This window comes from Roseomonas indoligenes (genome assembly GCF_017813365.1).
Taxonomy (GTDB): Bacteria; Pseudomonadota; Alphaproteobacteria; order Acetobacterales; family Acetobacteraceae; genus Roseomonas; species Roseomonas indoligenes.
In genome coordinates this window covers 118,218-137,108 of sequence record NZ_JAGIZA010000009.1, presented here as the reverse complement: position 1 = coordinate 137,108, position 18,891 = coordinate 118,218, and the positions used below count along the sequence as shown (strand labels likewise).

Below are 18,891 nucleotides of genomic sequence, written 5' to 3'. Positions count from 1 at the left end.
ATGCGTAACCTTCTGTCCCTGGGCCTCAGTCTGAGCCTTGGCGCCCTCGCGGGCTGCTCGCTCGCCCCCGATTACGAGCGCCCGGCGGCGCCCGTGCCCGGAACCTTCCCGAGCGGCGGTGCCTACGGCGATGTGCGCCCGGGCGCCGGCACGGTGGACGCGCTGGGCTGGCAGGACGTGTTCCTGGACCCCGCCCTGAAGCGGCTGATCGACATCGCGCTGCGGAACAACCGTGACCTGCGGGTGGCGGCGCTGAACGTGCAGTCGGCGGAGGCGCAGTTCCGCGCCCAGCGAGGCGAGATCTTCCCCCAGATCGGCGCCACCGGCAGCGCGGACTATGCCCAGACCCCAGCGGATCTCGGCGCCGGGGCGCGGACCGGGCGGACGAGCCCGACCACCTCCAGCACCTTCGGCATCCAGGGCGGCTTCACCTCCTGGGAGATCGACCTGTTCGGGCGCATCCGCAGCCTGAGCGAGGCGGCGCTGGAGACGGCCTTCGCGCAGGCGGAGACGCAGCGGGCGACGCAGATCAGCCTCGTCGCCTCCGTCGCCGACGCCTACCTCACCGTGCTGGCGAACCGGCAGCTGCTGGAGCTGACGAAACAGACCCTGGCGAGCCAGGAGCAGTCCTACCGGCTAACTCAGGCGACCGTCGCGGGCGGCACCTCCACCGCGTTGGTGCTGCGCCAGGCCCAGACGCAGGTGGAGCAGGCGCGGGCGAACCTGTCCCTCTATACCCGCCAGCTGGCGCAGGCGGAGAACGCGCTGGCGCTGCTGCTGGGCCAGCCCGTGCCCGCGGACCTGCCGCAGGAGGTGAACCTGGCCTCCCCGCTGATCGTCGGGGACCTGCCGGCCGGCCTCTCCTCCGAGGTGCTGCTGCGGCGGCCGGACGTGCTCTCGGCGGAGCGGCTGCTCCGCGCGGCCAATGCCAATATCGGCGCGGCACGCGCGGCCTTCTTCCCGAGCATCACCCTCACCGCCTCCTACGGCACGGCGGGCGCCTCGCTCGCCCGCCTGTTCCAGCCGGGCTCGGGCATCTGGGCCTTCTCGCCGCAGATCAACGTCCCGATCTTCACCGGCGGCATCAACGAGGCAAACCTGGACTTCGCGAAGATCCAGAGCCGCATCGAGGTCGCCAACTACGAGAAGGCGATCCAGACCGCCTTCCGGGAAGTGGCGGACTCCCTTGCAGCGCGCGGCACCTACGGGGACCAGCTACGGGCGCAGCAGGCCCTGACCGACGCCTATGCGGCGAGCTACCAGCTGTCCGAGGCGCGCTTCCGGGCCGGGGTGGACAACTACCTGACCGTCCTCGTCTCCCAGCGGGACCTCTACGCGGCGCAGCAGCTTCTCATCGGGCTGCAGCGGGACCGGCTCTCGGCGCAGGTCACGCTCTACCGCGTGCTCGGCGGCGGATGGCTGGCGAGCTCGGCGACCCCGCCGCCCGAGCCGGTTCCGCCATCCGGTGCGCCCCAGCCGCAGGTGCCGCGGCCACGGCGGGGCGGTTCCTGAGGCTTTCGGTCTGTCCCGGGGGGAGGAAGAAGGAATTCTTCCTCTCCCCGGACCCCTCACCATCATCTTTTTCTAGGCTTTGGTTTCTTCGGCTGGCGGTGCGCCTCGGCTCGTGGAGCCAAGGCGATTGCAAAGTCCGGATCAAACCCGCTCATAGGGGCCAACAACTTCAGTCAGTCCCGCAGCAGCCCCAGGCAGGTCCAGGAGGCGGAGCCCCTGGGGGCAGCCCCGAGCTCCTCCCCCGGCGCGCCGGAAGGCGCGGGTGAAGGAAAGGTAAGACCTGCGCGCCCGGGAACGGGCAGCTCCCGCTTCCGCTCCCGGCAGGGCCATGCCATGCAGGCGGCGAATCACCGGGCGGTGCGTCCCGCCGCGCAGCGGCCCGGCGGAGGAGGGAGTGAAAGGCCATGATGGAACCCCCAGCCGCGGAACCCCTGCGCGCGCCTACCGGCACGCCGGGGGCTGATCTCGGCGTCGGCTTGTTCGTCGTGCTGCTGGGGCTTCTGACGCTCTATGCGGCCTGGGCCATCCCGGATTCGCCGATCTACGCGCAGGTCGGGGCGAAGGCCGTGCCCTACCTGATCGGGGCGGTGCTGGTGCTGCTGGGCATCGCGCTCTCCATCTCGGCCTCGCGCGGCGGATGGAGCGGGGGGCTGGAGGAGGAGATGGCCGCCCCGCCGACCAACTGGCGGGCGCTGGGGCTGCTGGGGGCGGGCCTGGCGGTGCAGCTCGCGCTGATCGACTGGCTGGGCTTCGTGATCGCGGCCACCATCCAGTACGTGCTGGTCTGCGCGGCTTTCGGGTCCCGCCGGCCGCTGCGGGACCTGGTGATCGGCATTCTCGTCACCCTCGGCGCCTTCCTCGGCTTCTCGCGGCTGCTGGGCGTGAACATCGGCGCAGGCGTGCTGGAGGGCATTCTCTGATGGACACCTTCGCCAACCTCGCGGCCGGTTTCGGCAATGCGCTGACGCCGATCAACCTGGCCTGGGCGCTGCTGGGCTGCTTCCTCGGCACCGCGATCGGGGTGCTGCCGGGGATCGGGCCGGCGCTGACGATCGCGCTGCTGCTGCCCGTGACCTTCAAGGTGGAGGCGACGGGGGCCTTCATCCTGTTCTGCGGCGTCTTCTATGGGGCGATGTACGGGGGCTCCACCACCTCCATCCTGCTGAACACGCCGGGTGAGTCCGGTTCCATCATCACCGCGCTCGAAGGGGCAAAGATGGCGCGGAACGGGCGGGCGGGGCCCGCCCTCGTCACCGCCGCCGTCGGATCCTTCGTGGCGGGCACGGTGGGTACGCTCGGCATCTCCTTCGTCGGGCCGCTGGTGGTGGAGGTGGCCCTCAAGCTCGGGCCGGCCGAGTACTTCTCCCTCATGCTGCTGTGCTTCGTCACCGTCTCCGCGGTGCTGGGTGGATCGGCCCTGCGCGGCCTCACCTCGCTCGGCTTCGGGCTGATGCTCGGGCTGGTGGGGATCGACCTGCAGACCGGCCAGCCGCGCCTCACCTTCGGGGTGCCGGAGCTGCTGGACGGGGTGAACGTCGTGCTCGTTGCCGTCGCCCTGTTTGCCGTGGGCGAGACGATGTACCTGGCCTGGCGCCACACGGAGGGCGGGCAGGTGGTGCGCCCGATCGGCAGCCTGTGGATGAGCGCCAGCGACTGGAAGCGCAGCATCGGGCCGTGGCTCCGCGGATCGCTGCTGGGCTTCCCCTTCGGCGTGCTGCCGGCGGGCGGCACGGAAATGCCGACGATGCTCAGCTATTATGCCGAGCGGAAGCTGGTGAAGCCGGAGCACCGGCACGAGTTCGGCACCACCGGCGCCATCGAGGGCGTGGCGGGGCCGGAGGCGGCGAACAACGCGGCCGCCGCCGGCATCCTGGTGCCGATGCTAACGCTGGGCCTGCCCACCTCCGCCACGGCGGCCATCATGCTCTCCGCCTTCCAGTCCTACGGCATCCAGCCCGGGCCGATGCTGTTCACGCAGCAGGCGGCGCTGGTCTGGACGCTGATCGCCAGCCTCTACATCGCCAACATCATGCTGGTGGTGCTGAACCTTCCGCTGGTCGGCCTCTGGGCGCGCATCCTGAAGATCCCGACGCCGCAGCTCTACGCGGGCATCCTCGTCTTCGCGACGATCGGCACCTACGGGATCAGCAACTCGGTGATCGACCTCGTCCTGCTCTACGGGATCGGCATCATCGCCATGTTCATGCGGCGATTTGACTTCCCGACGGCGCCGGTGGTGATCGGTATGATCCTGGGGCCGATGGCGGAGCAGAACCTGCGCCAGGCGCTGACGATCAGCCAGGGGGACTGGACCACCTTCCTCACCCGGCCGATCTCACTCTTCATCCTGACCCTCGCCGTGCTCGCTCTGGTGGGGCCGCGGCTCTGGGGCGCTTGGCGGGCGCGGCGGGCGGGATGATCCTGCGCTGAGGGTCTGTCCCGGGGAGAGGAAGAAGAAATTCTTCCTCTCCCCGGACCCCTCACCATCATCTTCTTCCAGGAGTTGGTCTTGCCGCGTTGACGGTGCGCCTCGGCTCGTGGAGCCGAGGCGGCTGCAGGGGCGGAATCAGACCCGATCGTAGAGGGCTGGCAGTTCAAGTCAGTCCTGCTGCAGCCCGATGCAGGTCCAGGAGACTCAGGCTCCTGGCTCGGGACAAGCACTTCGTGTTTGCCCGGGAGTCCAGGGGGCGGAGCCCCCTGGAATGATCTCAGCCGACGATCTCGGAGCCGGCGAAGAAGAACGCGATCTCGGTGGCCGCATTCTCGGCGCTGTCCGAGCCGTGGACGGAGTTCGCCTCGATGCTCTCGGCGAAGAGCTTGCGGATGGTGCCCTCGGCCGCGTTGGCGGGGTTGGTGGCGCCCATGATCTCGCGGTTGGCGAGAACGGCGTTCTCACCCTCGAGGACCTGCACCACGACAGGGCCGGAGGTCATGAAGGAGACGAGGTCCTTGAAGAAGGGCCGCTCCTTGTGGACGCCGTAGAAGGTCTCGGCCATCGCCTGGCTCATCAGGATGCGCTTCTGGGCGACGATGCGGAGGCCCTTCTCCTCGAAGACGGCGTTGATCTTGCCAGTGAGATTCCGGCGGGTCGCGTCGGGCTTGAGGATGGAGAAGGTGCGCTCGGTGGCCATGGCGGCGGATTCCCTGTTTGGAGTCGGGGGGCCCGGTAGCGGTGCCCGGGCCGTTCGGCAAGGGGGGCGGGGGCCGGGGCGGAAAAAGGTAACCGGGCCGCCTTATCGGGAGGGCGAGCCGGGCCAGTCGTTCGGGGCCACGCGGAGCAGGGCGTAGCCGAGGAGGCCGGAGACGAGGGAGCCGCCGAGGATGCCGATTTTCGCCTCGGCCTGGAGGACCGGGTCCCCGGGGAAGGCGAGGAGGGTGATGAAGAGGCTCATGGTGAAGCCGATGCCGCAGAGGAGGGCCGTGCCGAAGAGCTGGGTGCGGCTGGCATAGGGGGGGAGGTCGGCGAGGCCGAGGCGGATGGTGAGGGTGGCCGCGCCGAAGACGCCGACGGCCTTGCCGACCAGGAGGCCGAGGCCGACGCCGAGGGTAACGGGGGCGGCGAAGGCGGAGGCGGGGAGGCCGAGGAAGGGGACGCCGGCGTTGGCGAGGCCGAAAACGGGCACGATGAGGAAGCCGACGGGGATGTGGAGGGCGTGCTCCAGCCGGTGCAGGGGGCTCGCCACTTCGTCGTCCGGGGCGGCGGGGCGGGCGCGGAGCGGGATGGCGAGGGCCAGGAGGACGCCGGCGAGGGTGGCGTGGATGCCGGAGCGGAGGACGAGGACCCAGAGGACGGCGCCGAGGAGGAGGTAGGGGAGGAGGTTCAGCACGCCCAGGCGGTTGAGGGCGAAGAGAAGGGCGAGGACCAGGGCGGCGCCGGCCAGGTCGGGCCAGGAGAGGCCGGTGTTGTAGAAGAGGGCGATGATGAGGACGGCGCCGAGGTCGTCGATGATGGCCAGTGCCGCGAGGAAGACGCGGAGCGAGGCGGGGACGCGGCTGCCGAGAAGGGAGATGACGCCGAGGGCGAAGGCGATGTCGGTTGCGGCGGGGATGGCCCAGCCATGGGTGGTTCCGGCGGGATTGAGGGCGAGGAAGACGAGGGCGGGGACGGCCATGCCGCCGGCGGCGGCGATGCCGGGCAGGGCGCGGCGGGGCCAGGTGGAGAGCTGGCCGTCCAGGGATTCCCGTTTGATCTCCAGGCCGACGAGCAGGAAGAAGACGGCCATCAGGCCGTCGTTGATCCAGAGCTCGACGGAGAGGGGGCCGAGGGGGGCGTGCAGGGCGGCCTGGTAGGCGGGGTTGAGGGGGGTGTTGGCGATCACGAGGGCCAGGGCGGCGGCGGCCATCAGCACGAGCCCGGCGGAGGACTGGCCTTCGAGGAAGCGGCGCAGGGCGCTGGGGCGGGCGTCGTGGTGGGCGGCCTGGGCCATTGGGACTCCGTGGGATGCGTGGCGCGGCACTAGCACGGGGGGCGGCGGGGAGCAGGAACATTCCAGGGTTCCTCCCGGAATGATGCGGCGCATCATCTCCGTTCCGTTGCCGGGGGCGGCGCGGTAGAAGCCGGGCATGACGGTGCTTGCCCTTCGCGACCTGACCATCCGCATGGCCGGGCGCACCCTTCTCGACGGCGCGAACCTGCAGCTGGACCCCGGGCGCAAGCTGGGGCTGGTGGGGCGGAACGGGACGGGGAAGTCCACCCTGTTCCGGGTGCTGACGGGCACCTTGCAGCCGGATGGCGGCGAGGTGCGGATCGCGGCGCGGGCGCGGATGGCGCATGTGGCGCAGGAGCAGCCGGGGACGGATGTTTCCCTGCTGGAGACGGTGCTGGCGGCGGACAGGGAGCGGTCCGAGCTGCTGGCGGAGATGGAGAGCGGCGATCCGACCCGGCTGGCGGAGGTGCAGGAGCGGCTGATCGCGATCGGGGCGGATGCGGCGCCGGCGCGGGCGGCCACCGTTCTGGCGGGGCTGGGGTTTGACGCCGAGGCGCAGCAGCGGACGGTGAAGGAGTTCTCCGGCGGGTGGCGGATGCGCGTGGCGCTGGCCTGCGCGCTGTCGCTGGAGCCGGACCTGCTGCTGCTGGACGAGCCGACGAACCACCTGGACCTGGAGGCGACGATCTGGCTGGAGGGGTGGCTGCGGCGCTTCCCCGGGGCGGCGATCATCATCTCCCACGACCGGGAGGTGCTGGACGAGTGCGTGGACAGCATCGCGCATCTGGATCGCGGGAAGATCACCACCTATCCCGGCGGGTATTCCGAGTTCGTGCGGATCCGCGGGGAGCGGATGGCGCAGCAGGCCGCGCTGAACGAGAAGGTGCTGGCGCAGCGCGCGCATATGCAGGCCTTCGTGGACCGGTTCCGCGCCAAGGCGACGAAGGCGCGGCAGGCGCAGTCCCGCCTCAAGGCGATCGAGAAGCTGCCGCCGGTGATCGAGGTGGCGGAGGACGGATCGACGCGGTTCGAGTTCCCCGATCCGCCGGAAGTGCCGCCGCCGATCCTGACGATGTACGACGCGAGCGTGGGGTACGGGAACCGCACGATCCTGTCCGGGCTCGGGCTGCGGCTGGACCAGGATGACCGGATCGCGCTGCTGGGCGCGAACGGCAACGGCAAGTCCACGCTGGCGAAGCTGATCGCGGGGAAGCTGGAGGCGCGCTCCGGCGAGGTGAAGCGCACGCAGCGGCTGAAGATCGGGTATTTCGACCAGCACCAGGCGGAGGCGCTGGACCCGGAGGGGACGCCGCTGTCCCACATGCAGGCGGCGATGCCGCCGCAGGCGACGGTGACGCAGGCGCGGTCCCAGCTGGCGCGGTTCGGGCTGGACGAGGACCGGGCGACGACGCTGATCCGCAACTGCTCCGGCGGGGAGAAGGCGCGGCTGATGCTGGCCATCACCACGCGGGACGCGCCGCAGCTGCTGATCCTGGACGAGCCGACGAACCACCTGGACATCGACGCGCGCGAGGCGATGGTCCGGGCCCTGGCGGACTACAAGGGCGCGGTGGTGCTGATCACCCACGACCCGCACATGGTGGAGCTGGCGGCGGACCGGCTGTGGCTGGTGGCGGACGGGAAGGTCTCGCCCTTCGACGGGGACCTGGACGACTACCGGGCCTGGCTGGCGAACCGGGCGCGGGAGGACCGGCGGGAGGCGCGGGCTTCCAAGGGCGATCCCGCCGCGCCGGCCAAGCCGACGGCGGCGAGCCGGGCGGCGGCGCGCGCCGCCCTGGCGCCGATCCGGGAGCGGGTGAAGGAGATCGAGGCGCGGATCGAGAAGCTGCGCCTGGAGGACGGGCTGCTGGAGAGGAAGCTTTCCGACACCGAGACCTACTCGCGCTTCAAGCCGGCGGACATCGCCTGGGCGAATACGCGGCGCGCGGCGATCGCCGCCACCGTGGCGAAGCTGGAGGAGGAGTGGCTGGAACTGAGCGAGAAGCTGGAAGCCGCCTGATCCGGCGTGGCAGGCTGGGCGCATGGATGCCCAGCTTCTGCCCTACCGCACCATGGCCCGGAACAATTCCTGGGCGAATCACAGGCTGCTGACGGCCTGCGAGGGGCTGTCCCAGGCGGAGTTCACCGCGCCGCGGACGGGGTTCTTTCCGAGCCTGCGGGCGACGCTGAACCATATCCTCGTCATCGACCGCTTCTACGTGGACGCGATGGAGGGCGGGACGCTTGGGCCGGCGGCCTGGGCGGATCCGGAGCCCTGCGCGACAGTGGCCGCGCTGAAGGCAGCGCAGGCGGCGGTGGATGCGCGGCTGATGGCGGTGGTGGATGGGCTGAACGCTGCGGGGCTGGCCCGGATCGTGTCTGTCCATCGGGGCAGCCGCATCCAGCACGAGCGGATGGACCGGCTGCTGCTTCACCTGTTCCAGCACGATATCCATCATCGCGGGCAGGCGCACGCCATGCTGAGCGGCACGGGCGTGGCGCCGCCGCAGCTGGACGAGTTCTATGCTTCGGAAGAGGCGCCTCTGCGCGCCGGTGAATTCGCGGCGCTGGGCTGGACGGAAGAGAAGGTGTGGCGCGGGATGGCCTGATCCCCGCGCCTACTCCGCCGGGACGAGGTGGCGGTTCGTGGCCTTCACGCGGTTGGCCACCATGCGGTCGTGCAGCAGGGCGATCTTGGCGGAGCCGGTCCTCGTGAAGAGGAAAGGCAGCAGGGCGTGGACGAAGCAGGCGCCGGCGCCCAGCAGCATCTGCCAGCCGAACCAGGACGCGGTGTGCATGTGCTCCGCGTAGCTCTCCCCGACGGCGGCCGGGTGTTCCGTGAAGGAGGGCAGCGCCATGTCCGTATCCTCTGCGACGACCTGGGCATGGTAGGGGCGCGGCCCCGGTAAGTTCTTGCGTTCGGCTGTCCGGCTTCCCAGGATGGTGGAATACGGTGCCCCGAAATGGGCGAATCCTGGAATCCCATGCCCCTGGACAGCTTTGACCGGAAGATCCTCGACCTGCTTCAGGCCGATGCGACCCTTCCCGTGGCGGAGATCGCGGAGCGGGTGGGGCTTTCGCCCTCCCCGTGCTGGCGGCGCATCCGGCGGCTGGAGGAGGAGGGGGTGATCCGCCGCCGCGTGGCGCTGCTGGACGCGGCGAGGATGCGGGTGGGCGTGACGGTCTTCGTGACCATCCGCACCAACCGCCATTCCATGGAATGGGCGGAGCGCTTCTGCCGGGCGGTGAGCGAGATCCCGGAGGTGCTGGAGTTCCACCGGATGAGCGGCAGCGTGGACTACCTGCTGCGCGTGGTGGTGCCGGACATCGCGGCCTATGATGGGGTGTACAAGCGGCTGATCGAGATGGCGGACCTGTTCGACGTGTCGTCCAGCTTCTCGATGGAGCAGATCAAGTACACGACGGCGCTGCCGACGGGGTATGCGGGGTGATCCGGGGGTTGGTCTTTCCGGCCCCAGGAGGCTCCGCCTCCTGGACCTCCGCCAGGGGCCTGAGGCCCCTGGACCCCCATCTGGCTGCCGCCGCATCGTCCTGAGATGAGGTTTCTGCCTGGCGGTTTGATCCGGCCCTTGCAGTCGCCTGAGGTCATCGACCTCAGGCGCACCGTCAGCCGAGTGACTCCAACTCCTAGAGAAAGATGATGGTGAGGGGTCCGGGGAGAGGAAGAATTCCTTCTTCCTCTCCCTGGCCACGGACCGCCCCCCGCAGGATCAGATCATCCCGGGCTCGCGGATGGGCGAGCCGTCCACCAGCCGGTCCAGGCGGAAGGGCGCCGGGTCCACGATGGGGGTGCGGCCGAGGATGAGGTCGGCGGCGAGGTGGCCGGCGCCGGGGCCGATGCCGAAGCCGTGGCCGCTGTAGCCGGTGGAGACGAAGAGGCCGGGGAGGGCGCCGATGGGGGCGATGACCGGCACGGCGTCCGGCGTGGATTCGATCCAGCCGGCCCAGGTGGAGTCGGCTTCCGTGCCGGCGAGGGTGGGCCAGGACTTGGCGAGCTGGGCGAGGGCGGGGGCGGCGACGTTGGCGGCGGGGGCGGGGTCGAGGGTTCGCATGGCCTCCTCCTCGAAGGGGGAGGGGCGGTCGAGGGACCACTTGCCGTGCCAGGCATCGGGGCCGCGGAGGAAGGAGGAGCCGACGCCGAAGGAGACGCTGTTCCAGCGGCTGCGGAGGGTGGGCCAGAAGAGGCGGGCCTGGCGGATGCCGGCGGGGGTGAGCTCGATCCGGCCGCGGTTGTTGGCGGCGACGATGTAGCCGCCGTTGCTGCGGCGGCTGATGGTGATGTCCGGGGTGTAGATGCCGCCCTTCGTCACCTCCGGCGCGGGCTTCGTGAGGAAGACGGTGGAGAGGATGCTGGCCTGGGGCAGGAAGACGCCGTGGCGGCGGAGCATCATGGCGGACCAAGCGCCGCCGGCGACGAGGACGGCATCGGCCTTGATGCGGCCGTGTTCGGTGACGACGCCGGTGACGCGGCCGGCGGTGATGTCCAGGCCGCGCACGGCGCAGCGCTGGTGGAGGGTGGCGCCGCGGGCGCGGGCGGCCTCGGCGAGGCGGGGGACGGCGATGAAGGGCTCGGCCATGCCGTCGCGCGGGGAGGAGACGCCGCCGATCCAGGCGCCGTCGTTGCCGGGGGTGGCGGCGCGGGCCTCGGCGGCGGAGAGCATCCGGCTGTGCTGCTGGTAGCCGCGGGCCATGGTGACCCAGCGGTCCCACTTCGCCACCTCCGCTTCGCTGCGGGTGACGTAGGTCAGGCCGTCGCGGCGGAAGCCGAGATCGGCGCCGGTCTCGGCGGGCAGGCCGGACCAGAGCTCCAGGCTGCGCTGCATCAGCGGGATCTCGCGCTCGTCCCGGTTCTGCACGCGGCACCAGCCCCAGTTGCGGCTGGACTGCTCCCCGGCGATGACGCCCTTGTCCAGCAGGGCGACGGAGCGCCCGGCGGCGGCGAGGTAGTAGGCCGCCATGGTGCCGGCGATGCCGCCGCCGATAACGGCGACATCCACCTGGGCGGGAAGGGTGGTGTCGCTCTGCACGCGGGCGATGGGGGGCATGGGGCGTCCTGTCGCGTCGGGCGGGGGTGGGCCTGCCGGTCCCCCGGGTCTAGGCTCCGTGCTGCGTTGCGGCAACTGGGGGATAGGCGTTGCGGGGCGAGTGGGACATCGGCACCGATATCGGCGGGACGTTCACCGACATCATCGCAGTTCGGATCTCGAGTCCCTTGGGTGGTGGGGAGACGCGGATCGCCAAGGTGCCGTCGCGCCCCGCGGAGCCGGTGCGGGCGATGCTGGAGGCCCTGGCGGCGGTGGGGCTTTCCGCCGGCGACGTGCGGCGCTTCGTGCACGGCACGACGCGGGTGACGAACGCGCTGGTGGAGGAGCGGTTGCCGAAGGTGGCGCTGGTGGCCACCGAGGGCTTCGAGGATGTGCTGGAAATTGGGCGCTACCGCCGGCGGGAGCTGTACCGGCTGGACGTGCCGCCGAAGGCCCCGCCGCTGGTGCCGGCGATCCTGTGCTTCGGGCTGCGGGAGCGGCTGGACCATACGGGCAAGGTGCTGCGGCCGCTGGACGATGCGGAGCTGGACCGGCTGGCAGCTTGGCTGAAGGGGAGCGGGGTGGAGAGCGTCGCCGTCTCGCTGCTGCACGCCTATGCCAATCCCGCGCATGAGCGGATGGTGGCGGAGCGGCTGCGGGGCGTGGTGCCGCATCTCTGCGTGAGCCACGAGGTGAACCCGGAGGCGCGGGAGTATGAGCGCGCCTCCTCCACCGCCTTCAACGCGGCGGCGATGCCCGTTGCTGTGGACTACCTGACGGAGTTGGAGGAGCGGCTGCCGATCGGGGCGGGGCTGCAGGTGTTCCATTCGGCGGGGGCGATGGTGCCGGTGCCCGCCGTGAAGAAGCGGCCGCTTGTCATGGCTGCCTCCGGGCCCGCGGCGGGGGTCTCGGCCTCCGCCCGGCTGGCGCGGGAACTGGGGCGGCCGCGGGTGCTGACCTTCGACATGGGCGGGACGACGACGGATGTCTGCCTCATCGTCGATGGGCAGGCGGAGATGACGGACACGCGCATGATCGGTGGGCGGCCGCTGCGGCAGCCGATGCTGGCGGTGCATTCGATCGGCGCGGGCGGCGGCTCCATCGTGAAGCTCGGGCCGGGCGGGCTTTCCGTGGGGCCGGAAAGCGCGGGGTCGGAGCCAGGGCCGGCCTGCTACGGCCGCGGCGGCACGAAGGCGACGATCACGGACGCCAATGCGGTGCTCGGCTATCTCGATCCGGAGGCGCGGCTAGGGGACACGATCCAGCTGGACGTGGAGGCGGCGCGGCGGGTGGTGGCGCCGATCGGCGAGGCGCTGGGGATGGGCGTAGAGGAAGCGGCGCTGGGGATCCTGCGCGTGGCGAACGCGGCCATGGCGCGGGCGCTGCGGCGCGTGACAGTGGAGCGCGGCGTGGACGGGCGGGATTGCGCGCTGCTGGCCTTCGGCGGCGGCGGGCCGATGCACGCGGCGGGGTTGGCGGAGATGTACGGGCTGCGAGAGGTGATCGTGCCGGCGGCGTCCTCCGCCTTTTCCGCGCTGGGGTGTTTGACGGCGGACTTTTCCTTCCTGCAGCAGCGGACGGTGCGGCTGGCGCTGGCGGGGTTGGACGCGGTGGGGTTCCTGGCGCGGGTGGGGGAGATGGAGGCGGAGGCGCGGGGGCCGCTGATCGCCAACGGCGTGGAGCCGGAGGGGATCGCGATGGAGCACGTGGCGCTGATGCGCTACGCGGCGCAGAGCGAGGCGACGCCGGTGCCGTTCGCGGTGCCGCTGGACCCGGCGGTGCTGGAAGCGGATTTCCATGCGCGGCACCGGCAGCTCTATGGCTATGCCACCAATGAGCCCTGCGTGATCGAGGCGCTGCGGGTACAGGCGCGGAAGCCTTCCACGGTGGCGCTGGCGCGGCCGGATGTGGGGCGGCCGGTGCGGGCCTCGCGCGTGCGGGATTGCGTGTTTCCGGGGTTGGGGAAGGTTTCCACGGTGATCCTGCCGCGCGAGACGATGGCGGGGGCGGCGGCGGGGCCGGCGATCATCGAGGATGCGTGGTCCACCACGGTCGTGCCGCCGGGATGGCGGGCGCGGGGGGATGCGATGGGCAACCTGTTCCTGACGGGGAGCGACGCATGAGCGCCCTTGATCCCTTCGCGGTGGAGGTGATCCGCCACGGGCTTTCCGCGGCGGCGGAGGAGATGAGCCTTGTGGTCGTGCGGTCCGCGCGCTCGCCGCTGCTGCGGGAGGCGGGGGATCTTTCTTCCGCCATCACGGATGCGGAGGGCGGGTTGGTGGGGCAGGGGCGGGACATTCCCGTCCATCTCGGCGCCATGGCCTATACGGTGCGGGAGCTGCTGAAGGTCTGCCCGGCGGAGACGCTGAAGGAAGGCGATTCGCTGATCTACAACCTCGGGATTCTCGGGGGGAACCACCTGAACGACGTGAAGGTGGCGCGGCCGATCTTCGTGGAGGGGCGGCTGGTGGCCTGGGGGCTGTCCCTGGCGCACTGGCCGGATGTGGGGGGGACCTGGCCGGGGAGCTACTTCGCGAAGGCGGTGGATACATTCCAGGAGGCGATGCGGATCCCGCCCGTGCCGATCACCAGTGCCGCCGGGGTGAACCGGGGCGTGCTGGAGATGGTGCTGCACAATGTGCGCGATCCCGTCTCCTGCGAGGGCGACCTGATGGCGCAGATCGCGGCGACGCAGGCGGCGGAGCGGCGCATCCGCGAGCTCTGCGCGGTGCATGGGACGCAGGGGTTCGTGGACGCGATGGCGCGGCTGCATGACCTGTCCGAGGCGGAGATGCGGGAGGCGATCCGGGAGATTCCGGATGGGGCCTATGAGGGCGAGGACTTCCTCGATGACGGGCGGCCGGATGGGAGCCCGGCGCGGGTGCATGCGCGCATCCTGATCAACGGCGACGAGGCGGTGATCGACCTTTCCGGCAGCGACGACCGGATGCAGAACTTCTGCAACACCACGCCGTACATCGCGCGCTCCGCGGTGGCCTATGCGATGCGGGTGATGAGCGGGCGGGAGATGCAGCAGAACGCGGGGGCGCTGCGGCCGCTGACGATCGTGACGCGGCCTGGGTCCATGCTGGAGCCGGGCTGGAACGCGGCGGTGGCGGCGGGGAACCACGAGACGGCGGCACGGATCGTGGACGCGATGTTCCGCGCGATGGAGGGAGTGATCCCGGAGCGGCTCTCGGCGGGCGGGCCGACGACCTCGGGGCTGCTCTCCTTCGCGGAGCCGATGCCGGATGGCGGGTGGCGGATGCTCTACGAGGTGCATGGCGGCGGCGAGGGGGCGCGGCATGACCGCGACGGTTCGCCGGCCACGCGCGTGCATCTGACGAACACCTCCAACACGCCGGCCGAGATGATCGAGGCGAATTACGCGATTCGGCTGGAGCGGCAGGCGATCCGGCGGGGATCGGGTGGCCCTGGGGCGCATCGCGGCGGGGATGGGATCGTCCGCAGCTACCGCATCCTGTGCGACGAGATGTGGCTGACGACCTGCGTGGAGCGGACAAGGATCCGGCCCTACGGCATGCGGGGCGGGGAGGCGGGGCAGCCCTTCCGCATCGTGCTGGAGCGCGCGGGGGTGCAGACGGAATTGCAGGGGAAGGCGAACCTGCTGCTGAAGCGCGGGGATGTGGTGACGCTGGAAGGGTGCGGCGGCGGCGGGTTCGGCGCGGCATGAGCCGGCTTCTGCGGACGGGGCTGAACGCGGGGACGGCGGCGCCCTCCGTGGTGGGTGGGGAGGGGGTGCATTTCCTGCTCTCCGACGGGCGGCGGGTGCTGGATGGCAGCAATACCGGCGGGCCACTGGGGCACGGGCATCCGCGCATGGCGGAGGCGCTGCGCAAGGCCGCTTCGCTGCCGATGGTGAGCGAGGGGTGGGCCTGGGCCGGGCGGGACCGGGCGGCGGAGGAGCTGTTCGGGATCGGGCTGGCGGGGGAGGACTGGGCGGGGGCGGTGCGCTTCTGCCTTTCCGGCAGCGAGGCGAATGATATCGCGCTGTCCCTGTGCCAGGCGCTGTCGGGGCGGCGGGCGATCGCGACGCGGGAGCGGGCCTATCACGGGCTGGTCGGGCTTTCCCGCGACGTGACGGTGCAGCCGCACTGGCATGGCGGCCTTGCGGCGCCGGGGGCGACGCGGGTGCCGCCGGCCGGGGCGCCGGTGCATGTGCTGCCGCCGCCGGAGGGCGCGGCCTGGCGGGCGGATGGGGCGGTGGTGCCGCCGATCGCGCAGCGGCTGCACGGGGCGCCGGGGATGCTGGCGGATTCGGCGGCCGTGATCCTCGATTACTCGCAGGGCGGGTTCTACCACGACGCGGCCTATCAGGACGCGGTGGCGGGCATGGCGCGGGAGGCGGGGTGCCTCTGGATCGCGGATGAGGTGGTGACGGGGCTGGGGCGCGCGGGGCGGCCCTTCGCCTTCCAGGGCGGGGCGAGCCGGCCGGATATCGTGACGCTCGGCAAGGGGCTGGGCGGGGGGATGCAGGCGGTGGCGGCGGTGGTGCTGTCGGAGGAGGTCGTCGCGCGGATGCGGGGGTCGTCCTGGCAGAATTACGGGACGCTGCGCGGGCACCCGATGGCGATGGCGGCCGTGTCCGCCTACCTCACCATCCTGCGGGAGGAGGCGCTGCTGGAGCGGGTGGCGGCGCTGGAAGGGCTGTTCCGGCGGCGGCTGGTGGAGATGGCGGGGCGGCACCCCTCGGCCTTCCGCGTCGCGGGGCAGGGGCTGCACTGGACGATCGAGCTGCACGGGCCGGACTGGCGGGAGTGGCGGGCGGATGTGGCGGAGGCGCCGGTGGCCTCGCAGGTTGCGGCGCGGGCGCTGGAGCTGGGGGCGGTGATCGGGACGAGCGGGGAGCAGACCTCGCTGTTCCTGGCGCCGCCTCTGGTGATCGGCGAGGTGGAGGCGGAGCGGTTGCTCGCGATCCTCGACGAGAGTCTTCTCGTCGCGGATCGCGCGCATAACGGAGCGCAGGCATGATCCTTGCGAACTTCCGCCGCGCCTGAACGGAGACGTCGCCTTGTCCAACCCTTTCCATCTCGGCTGGTTCCTGCAGGGATCGAGCGTGCAGGCCTGGGGTGAGCCCTGGACGGGGAATATCGGGCAGGAATGGATGCAGCCCGACCTGTTCGTGGACATGGCGCGGGCGCTGGAACGGGCCTGCTTCGACTATATCCTGCTGGAAGACAGCTCCTATATCGGCGAGGCCTATGGCGGGTCGCGCGAGATCTATCTGAAGAACGGGCTCTCGGTGCCGCGGCAGGATCCTTCGGTCGTGGCGACGCTGCTGTTTGCGGCGACGAAGCGGATCGGGGTCTGCACGACCCTCGCGACCTTCACGCACCACCCCTACCTGCTGGCGCGGATCATCGCCTCGCTGGACCAGGTCTCGGCGGGACGCGCGGGCTGGAACATGGTGACGGGCAGCAGCGACATGGCGGCCCGGAACTACGGGCTGGACGGATTGCCGGAGCACGACCTGCGCTACGACATGGCCGACGAGTACATGGCCTGCGTGAACGCGCTGTGGGATTCCTGGGAGCCGGGCGCGATCGTGGCGGACCGTGAGGGCGGCGTGCTGGTGGACCACACGAAGGTCCATACGGTGGACTTCAAGGGCAAGTGGTACTCCTCCCGCGGGCCGCTGAACTCGGGGCCCTGCGTGCAGGGGCGGCCGGTGATCGCGCAGGCCGGCGGATCCCCGCGCGGGCGGCAGTTCGCGGCAACCCATGGCGAGACGATCGTGGCGAACCCCAAGGGGATCGCGGCGATGAAGGCCTATCGTGATGACGTGCGGGCGCGCGCCGCGGCGGTGGGGCGCAGCCCCGACAGTATCAAGGTGCTGTTCCTGGTGAACCCCATCATCGGCGAGAGCGCGGAGCACGCGGAGATGCGGCGGCTGGAGCGGATCGCGGCGGCGGACCGCAAGATCGTCCAGCGGCTGGCGCACTTCAGCAAGGTGACGAACATCGACTTCGGCAGCATGGATCTCGACAAGCCGATCGACGAGAACCTGCGGACCAACGGCCACCAGCAGAACCTGGACACGCTGAAGCGGCTGGGCGCTGGCGGGAAGACGCTGCGGCAGGCCTTCACGGATTACAGCGGCACGGGGCTCTCGGTGGATCTCTGCGGCACGGTGGACACCGTCGCCGGGCAGATGGCGGAGACGATGCAGGAGATCGGGGGGGACGGCTTCCTTTTCTCCATGGGGGACGTGTCCCGCCGCGTGGTGGCGGAGGTGGCGGACGGGCTGGTGCCGGCGTTGCAGGCGCGCGGGCTGGTGCGGCGCGGCTACGACCACGCGACGCTGCGGGAGAACCTGCTGGCCTTCTGAGGCGCCGGGCTTTCCGGTATGACGGGCCCCGCAACGGAGGGCCTGCGCCATGATGCGGATCGGAATCGTCGGCCTCGGCCGCATGGGCGCGAATATCGCGCGGCGGCTCATGCGGGCCGGGCACGCGACCACGGTGTGGGACCTGAGCGCCGAGGCCGTGGCCGCCCTGGCCGGGGAAGGCGCGCAGGGCGCGGCGGACCTGGCCGAGCTGGTCGCGGGGCTGGAGGCGCCGCGCACGGTCTGGGTGATGCTGCCCGCCGGCACTCCGACCGAGGCGACGCTGGAGACCCTGTCCGGCCTGCTCTCCCCCGGGGATTGCGTGATCGAGGGCGGGAATTCCAACTGGCAGGACAGCGTGCGCCGCGCCAAGGCCATGCGGGAGAAGGGGATCGACTACCTGGATGTCGGCACCTCCGGCGGCGTCTGGGGGCTGGAGCGGGGCTACTGCCTGATGATCGGCGGCCCCGCGGCGCAGGTGGAGCGGCTGGACCCGATCTTCGCCGCGCTCGCGCCCGGCGAGGGGACGGCGCTGCCCACCCCGAACCGCAGCGGCGACCCGCGCCCGCCTCAGGGCTATGTCCATGCCGGGCCGAACGGGGCCGGGCACTACTCGAAGATGGTTCATAACGGCATCGAGTACGGGATGATGCAGGCCTTCGCGGAGGGCTTCGACCTGATGCGTGCCGCCAACGAGATGCACGGGCTGGAGATGCCGCTGCCGGACATCGCGGAGGCCTGGCGCCGCGGCTCGGTCGTCGCTTCCTGGCTGCTCGACCTGACGGCGCAGGCGCTGGCGGGGGACCCGGACCTTTCCAACTACGCCGGGCGTGTGGGCGATAGCGGCGAGGGGCGCTGGACGGTGCAGGAGGCCGTGGCCACGGCCACACCGGCACCTGTGCTGACAGCGGCCCTCTACGCCCGCTTCCGGTCGCGGCAGGAGGCGTCCTACGCGGACCGGATGCTGTCGGCTATGCGGCACGGGTTCGGCGGGCATGTGGAGCCGCCGAAGGCGGGGTGAGGCGCGGGTGGCCCCGGGGGAGAGGAAACAAGAACTCTTTCTCTCCCCCTGGGGCCGCTTAGTGCATCCCCTGGGCGGCCATCCGCCCCGCGCCATGGTGCAAGGTCGCCTCCGGAAGAACCGGCCGGATAAGCGCGTTGAGGGTGGTGCGGCCCGCGGCGTCGTGCAGGATGGAGACGTAGGCCTGCACCCAGATCGTGGTGCCGTCGGCGCGGAAGCAGCGCTTGACGATGGTGAAGGGTTCGCCGTGGTCCCGCAGGCGGTGCAGCAGCGCCGCATTGTCCGCCCAGTCGGCGGGGTGGGTGATGTCCCGGACGGAGCGGGCGAGAAGGGCGGGGGCGTCGGTCCAGAGCAGCTCGCAGAGGGCGCGGTTCACCTGGAGGAATCGCCCGTCCTCGCTGGTCACGGCCTGTCCGAAGGGCTGGTCGAACATCTGCTTGCGCCTCCGTCCCACGTGACGGGCCGATGACCCCGGGGTGGGGGATGTGTGGCCGGGCGGCATTCCTTCAAGCCACCTTGGCGGCCCCCTGATCGCCCCGT

The 18,891-nt window shown here is 71.2% G+C and carries 16 protein-coding genes; 11 read left to right on the top strand and 5 right to left on the bottom strand.

Going from position 1 to position 18,891, the window contains the following annotated elements:
* The 3 genes from J5Y10_RS15740 to J5Y10_RS15730 all read left to right on the top strand — a co-directional run bounded on the left by J5Y10_RS15740 (position 1) and on the right by J5Y10_RS15730 (position 3,931).
* A complete protein-coding gene (locus J5Y10_RS15740; protein ID WP_209374983.1) occupies positions 1-1,512 on the top strand; it encodes an efflux transporter outer membrane subunit in 1,512 nt (503 codons plus the stop codon).
* A 404-nt stretch (positions 1,513-1,916) separates the two neighbouring features.
* Complete coding sequence (locus J5Y10_RS15735) at positions 1,917-2,432, top strand: tripartite tricarboxylate transporter TctB family protein (RefSeq protein WP_245214765.1); 516 nt, start codon at positions 1,917-1,919, stop codon at positions 2,430-2,432.
* Positions 2,432-3,931, top strand: coding sequence for a tripartite tricarboxylate transporter permease (locus J5Y10_RS15730; RefSeq protein ID WP_209374982.1), 1,500 nt, complete (start codon positions 2,432-2,434; stop codon positions 3,929-3,931). Before J5Y10_RS15735 ends, J5Y10_RS15730 begins: the two co-directional genes overlap by 1 nt.
* 289 nt (positions 3,932-4,220) lie before the next feature.
* Here J5Y10_RS15730 and ndk read toward each other — a convergent pair whose 3' ends face one another.
* Together ndk and nhaA are read right to left on the bottom strand one after the other, a co-directional pair.
* Positions 4,221-4,643 (bottom strand): nucleoside-diphosphate kinase, encoded by a 423-nt coding sequence (gene ndk / locus J5Y10_RS15725; protein WP_209374981.1) that lies wholly within the window; start codon positions 4,641-4,643, stop codon positions 4,221-4,223.
* A gap of 102 nt (positions 4,644-4,745) precedes the next feature.
* On the bottom strand, positions 4,746-5,939 hold the full coding sequence (gene nhaA, locus J5Y10_RS15720) for a Na+/H+ antiporter NhaA (RefSeq protein ID WP_209374980.1): 1,194 nt from the start codon (positions 5,937-5,939) through the stop codon (positions 4,746-4,748).
* 136 nt (positions 5,940-6,075) lie between these two features.
* Here nhaA and J5Y10_RS15715 point away from each other — a divergent pair, with 136 nt between their 5' ends.
* Both J5Y10_RS15715 and J5Y10_RS15710 read left to right on the top strand, forming a co-directional pair.
* On the top strand, positions 6,076-7,959 hold the full coding sequence (locus J5Y10_RS15715) for an ABC-F family ATP-binding cassette domain-containing protein (protein ID WP_209374979.1): 1,884 nt from the start codon (positions 6,076-6,078) through the stop codon (positions 7,957-7,959).
* 22 nt (positions 7,960-7,981) lie between these two features.
* The gene (locus J5Y10_RS15710; RefSeq protein WP_209374978.1) at positions 7,982-8,548 is read left to right on the top strand and encodes a DinB family protein; all 567 of its coding nucleotides are present in this window, start codon (positions 7,982-7,984) and stop codon (positions 8,546-8,548) included.
* Positions 8,549-8,557: 9 nt separating this feature from the next.
* Here J5Y10_RS15710 and J5Y10_RS15705 read toward each other — a convergent pair whose 3' ends face one another.
* On the bottom strand, positions 8,558-8,797 hold the full coding sequence (locus tag J5Y10_RS15705; RefSeq protein ID WP_209374977.1) for a DUF6356 family protein: 240 nt from the start codon (positions 8,795-8,797) through the stop codon (positions 8,558-8,560).
* Between the two features lie 105 nt (positions 8,798-8,902).
* Here J5Y10_RS15705 and J5Y10_RS15700 point away from each other — a divergent pair, with 105 nt between their 5' ends.
* The gene (locus tag J5Y10_RS15700) at positions 8,903-9,391 is read left to right on the top strand and encodes an Lrp/AsnC family transcriptional regulator (RefSeq protein ID WP_280855219.1); all 489 of its coding nucleotides are present in this window, start codon (positions 8,903-8,905) and stop codon (positions 9,389-9,391) included.
* Positions 9,392-9,670: 279 nt separating this feature from the next.
* Here J5Y10_RS15700 and J5Y10_RS15695 read toward each other — a convergent pair whose 3' ends face one another.
* The gene (locus tag J5Y10_RS15695) at positions 9,671-11,005 is read right to left on the bottom strand and encodes an NAD(P)/FAD-dependent oxidoreductase (protein ID WP_209374976.1); all 1,335 of its coding nucleotides are present in this window, start codon (positions 11,003-11,005) and stop codon (positions 9,671-9,673) included.
* Between the two features lie 89 nt (positions 11,006-11,094).
* Between J5Y10_RS15695 and J5Y10_RS15690 the strand changes: the two genes are divergently transcribed.
* The 5 genes from J5Y10_RS15690 to gnd are packed head-to-tail and all read left to right on the top strand — an operon-like array spanning position 11,095 to position 18,351.
* Entirely contained in the window at positions 11,095-13,107 is a 2,013-nt protein-coding gene (locus tag J5Y10_RS15690) for a hydantoinase/oxoprolinase family protein (RefSeq protein ID WP_209374975.1), read from the top strand.
* The gene (locus tag J5Y10_RS15685) at positions 13,104-14,678 is read left to right on the top strand and encodes a hydantoinase B/oxoprolinase family protein (RefSeq protein ID WP_209374974.1); all 1,575 of its coding nucleotides are present in this window, start codon (positions 13,104-13,106) and stop codon (positions 14,676-14,678) included. The genes J5Y10_RS15690 and J5Y10_RS15685 overlap by 4 nt, the downstream gene beginning before the upstream one ends.
* Complete coding sequence (locus J5Y10_RS15680; RefSeq protein ID WP_209374973.1) at positions 14,675-15,976, top strand: aminotransferase class III-fold pyridoxal phosphate-dependent enzyme; 1,302 nt, start codon at positions 14,675-14,677, stop codon at positions 15,974-15,976. Before J5Y10_RS15685 ends, J5Y10_RS15680 begins: the two co-directional genes overlap by 4 nt.
* Before the next feature lie 40 nt (positions 15,977-16,016).
* On the top strand, positions 16,017-17,333 hold the full coding sequence (locus tag J5Y10_RS15675; RefSeq protein WP_209374972.1) for an NtaA/DmoA family FMN-dependent monooxygenase: 1,317 nt from the start codon (positions 16,017-16,019) through the stop codon (positions 17,331-17,333).
* A 52-nt stretch (positions 17,334-17,385) separates the two neighbouring features.
* Positions 17,386-18,351 carry a phosphogluconate dehydrogenase (NAD(+)-dependent, decarboxylating) gene (gnd, locus tag J5Y10_RS15670; protein ID WP_209375066.1) on the top strand — a complete coding sequence of 322 codons (966 nt, stop codon included), beginning with the start codon at positions 17,386-17,388 and terminating at the stop codon, positions 18,349-18,351.
* 58 nt (positions 18,352-18,409) lie between these two features.
* Here gnd and J5Y10_RS15665 read toward each other — a convergent pair whose 3' ends face one another.
* Positions 18,410-18,784 (bottom strand): PAS domain S-box protein, encoded by a 375-nt coding sequence (locus tag J5Y10_RS15665; RefSeq protein WP_209374971.1) that lies wholly within the window; start codon positions 18,782-18,784, stop codon positions 18,410-18,412.
* Between the last annotated feature and the right edge of the window lie 107 nt (positions 18,785-18,891).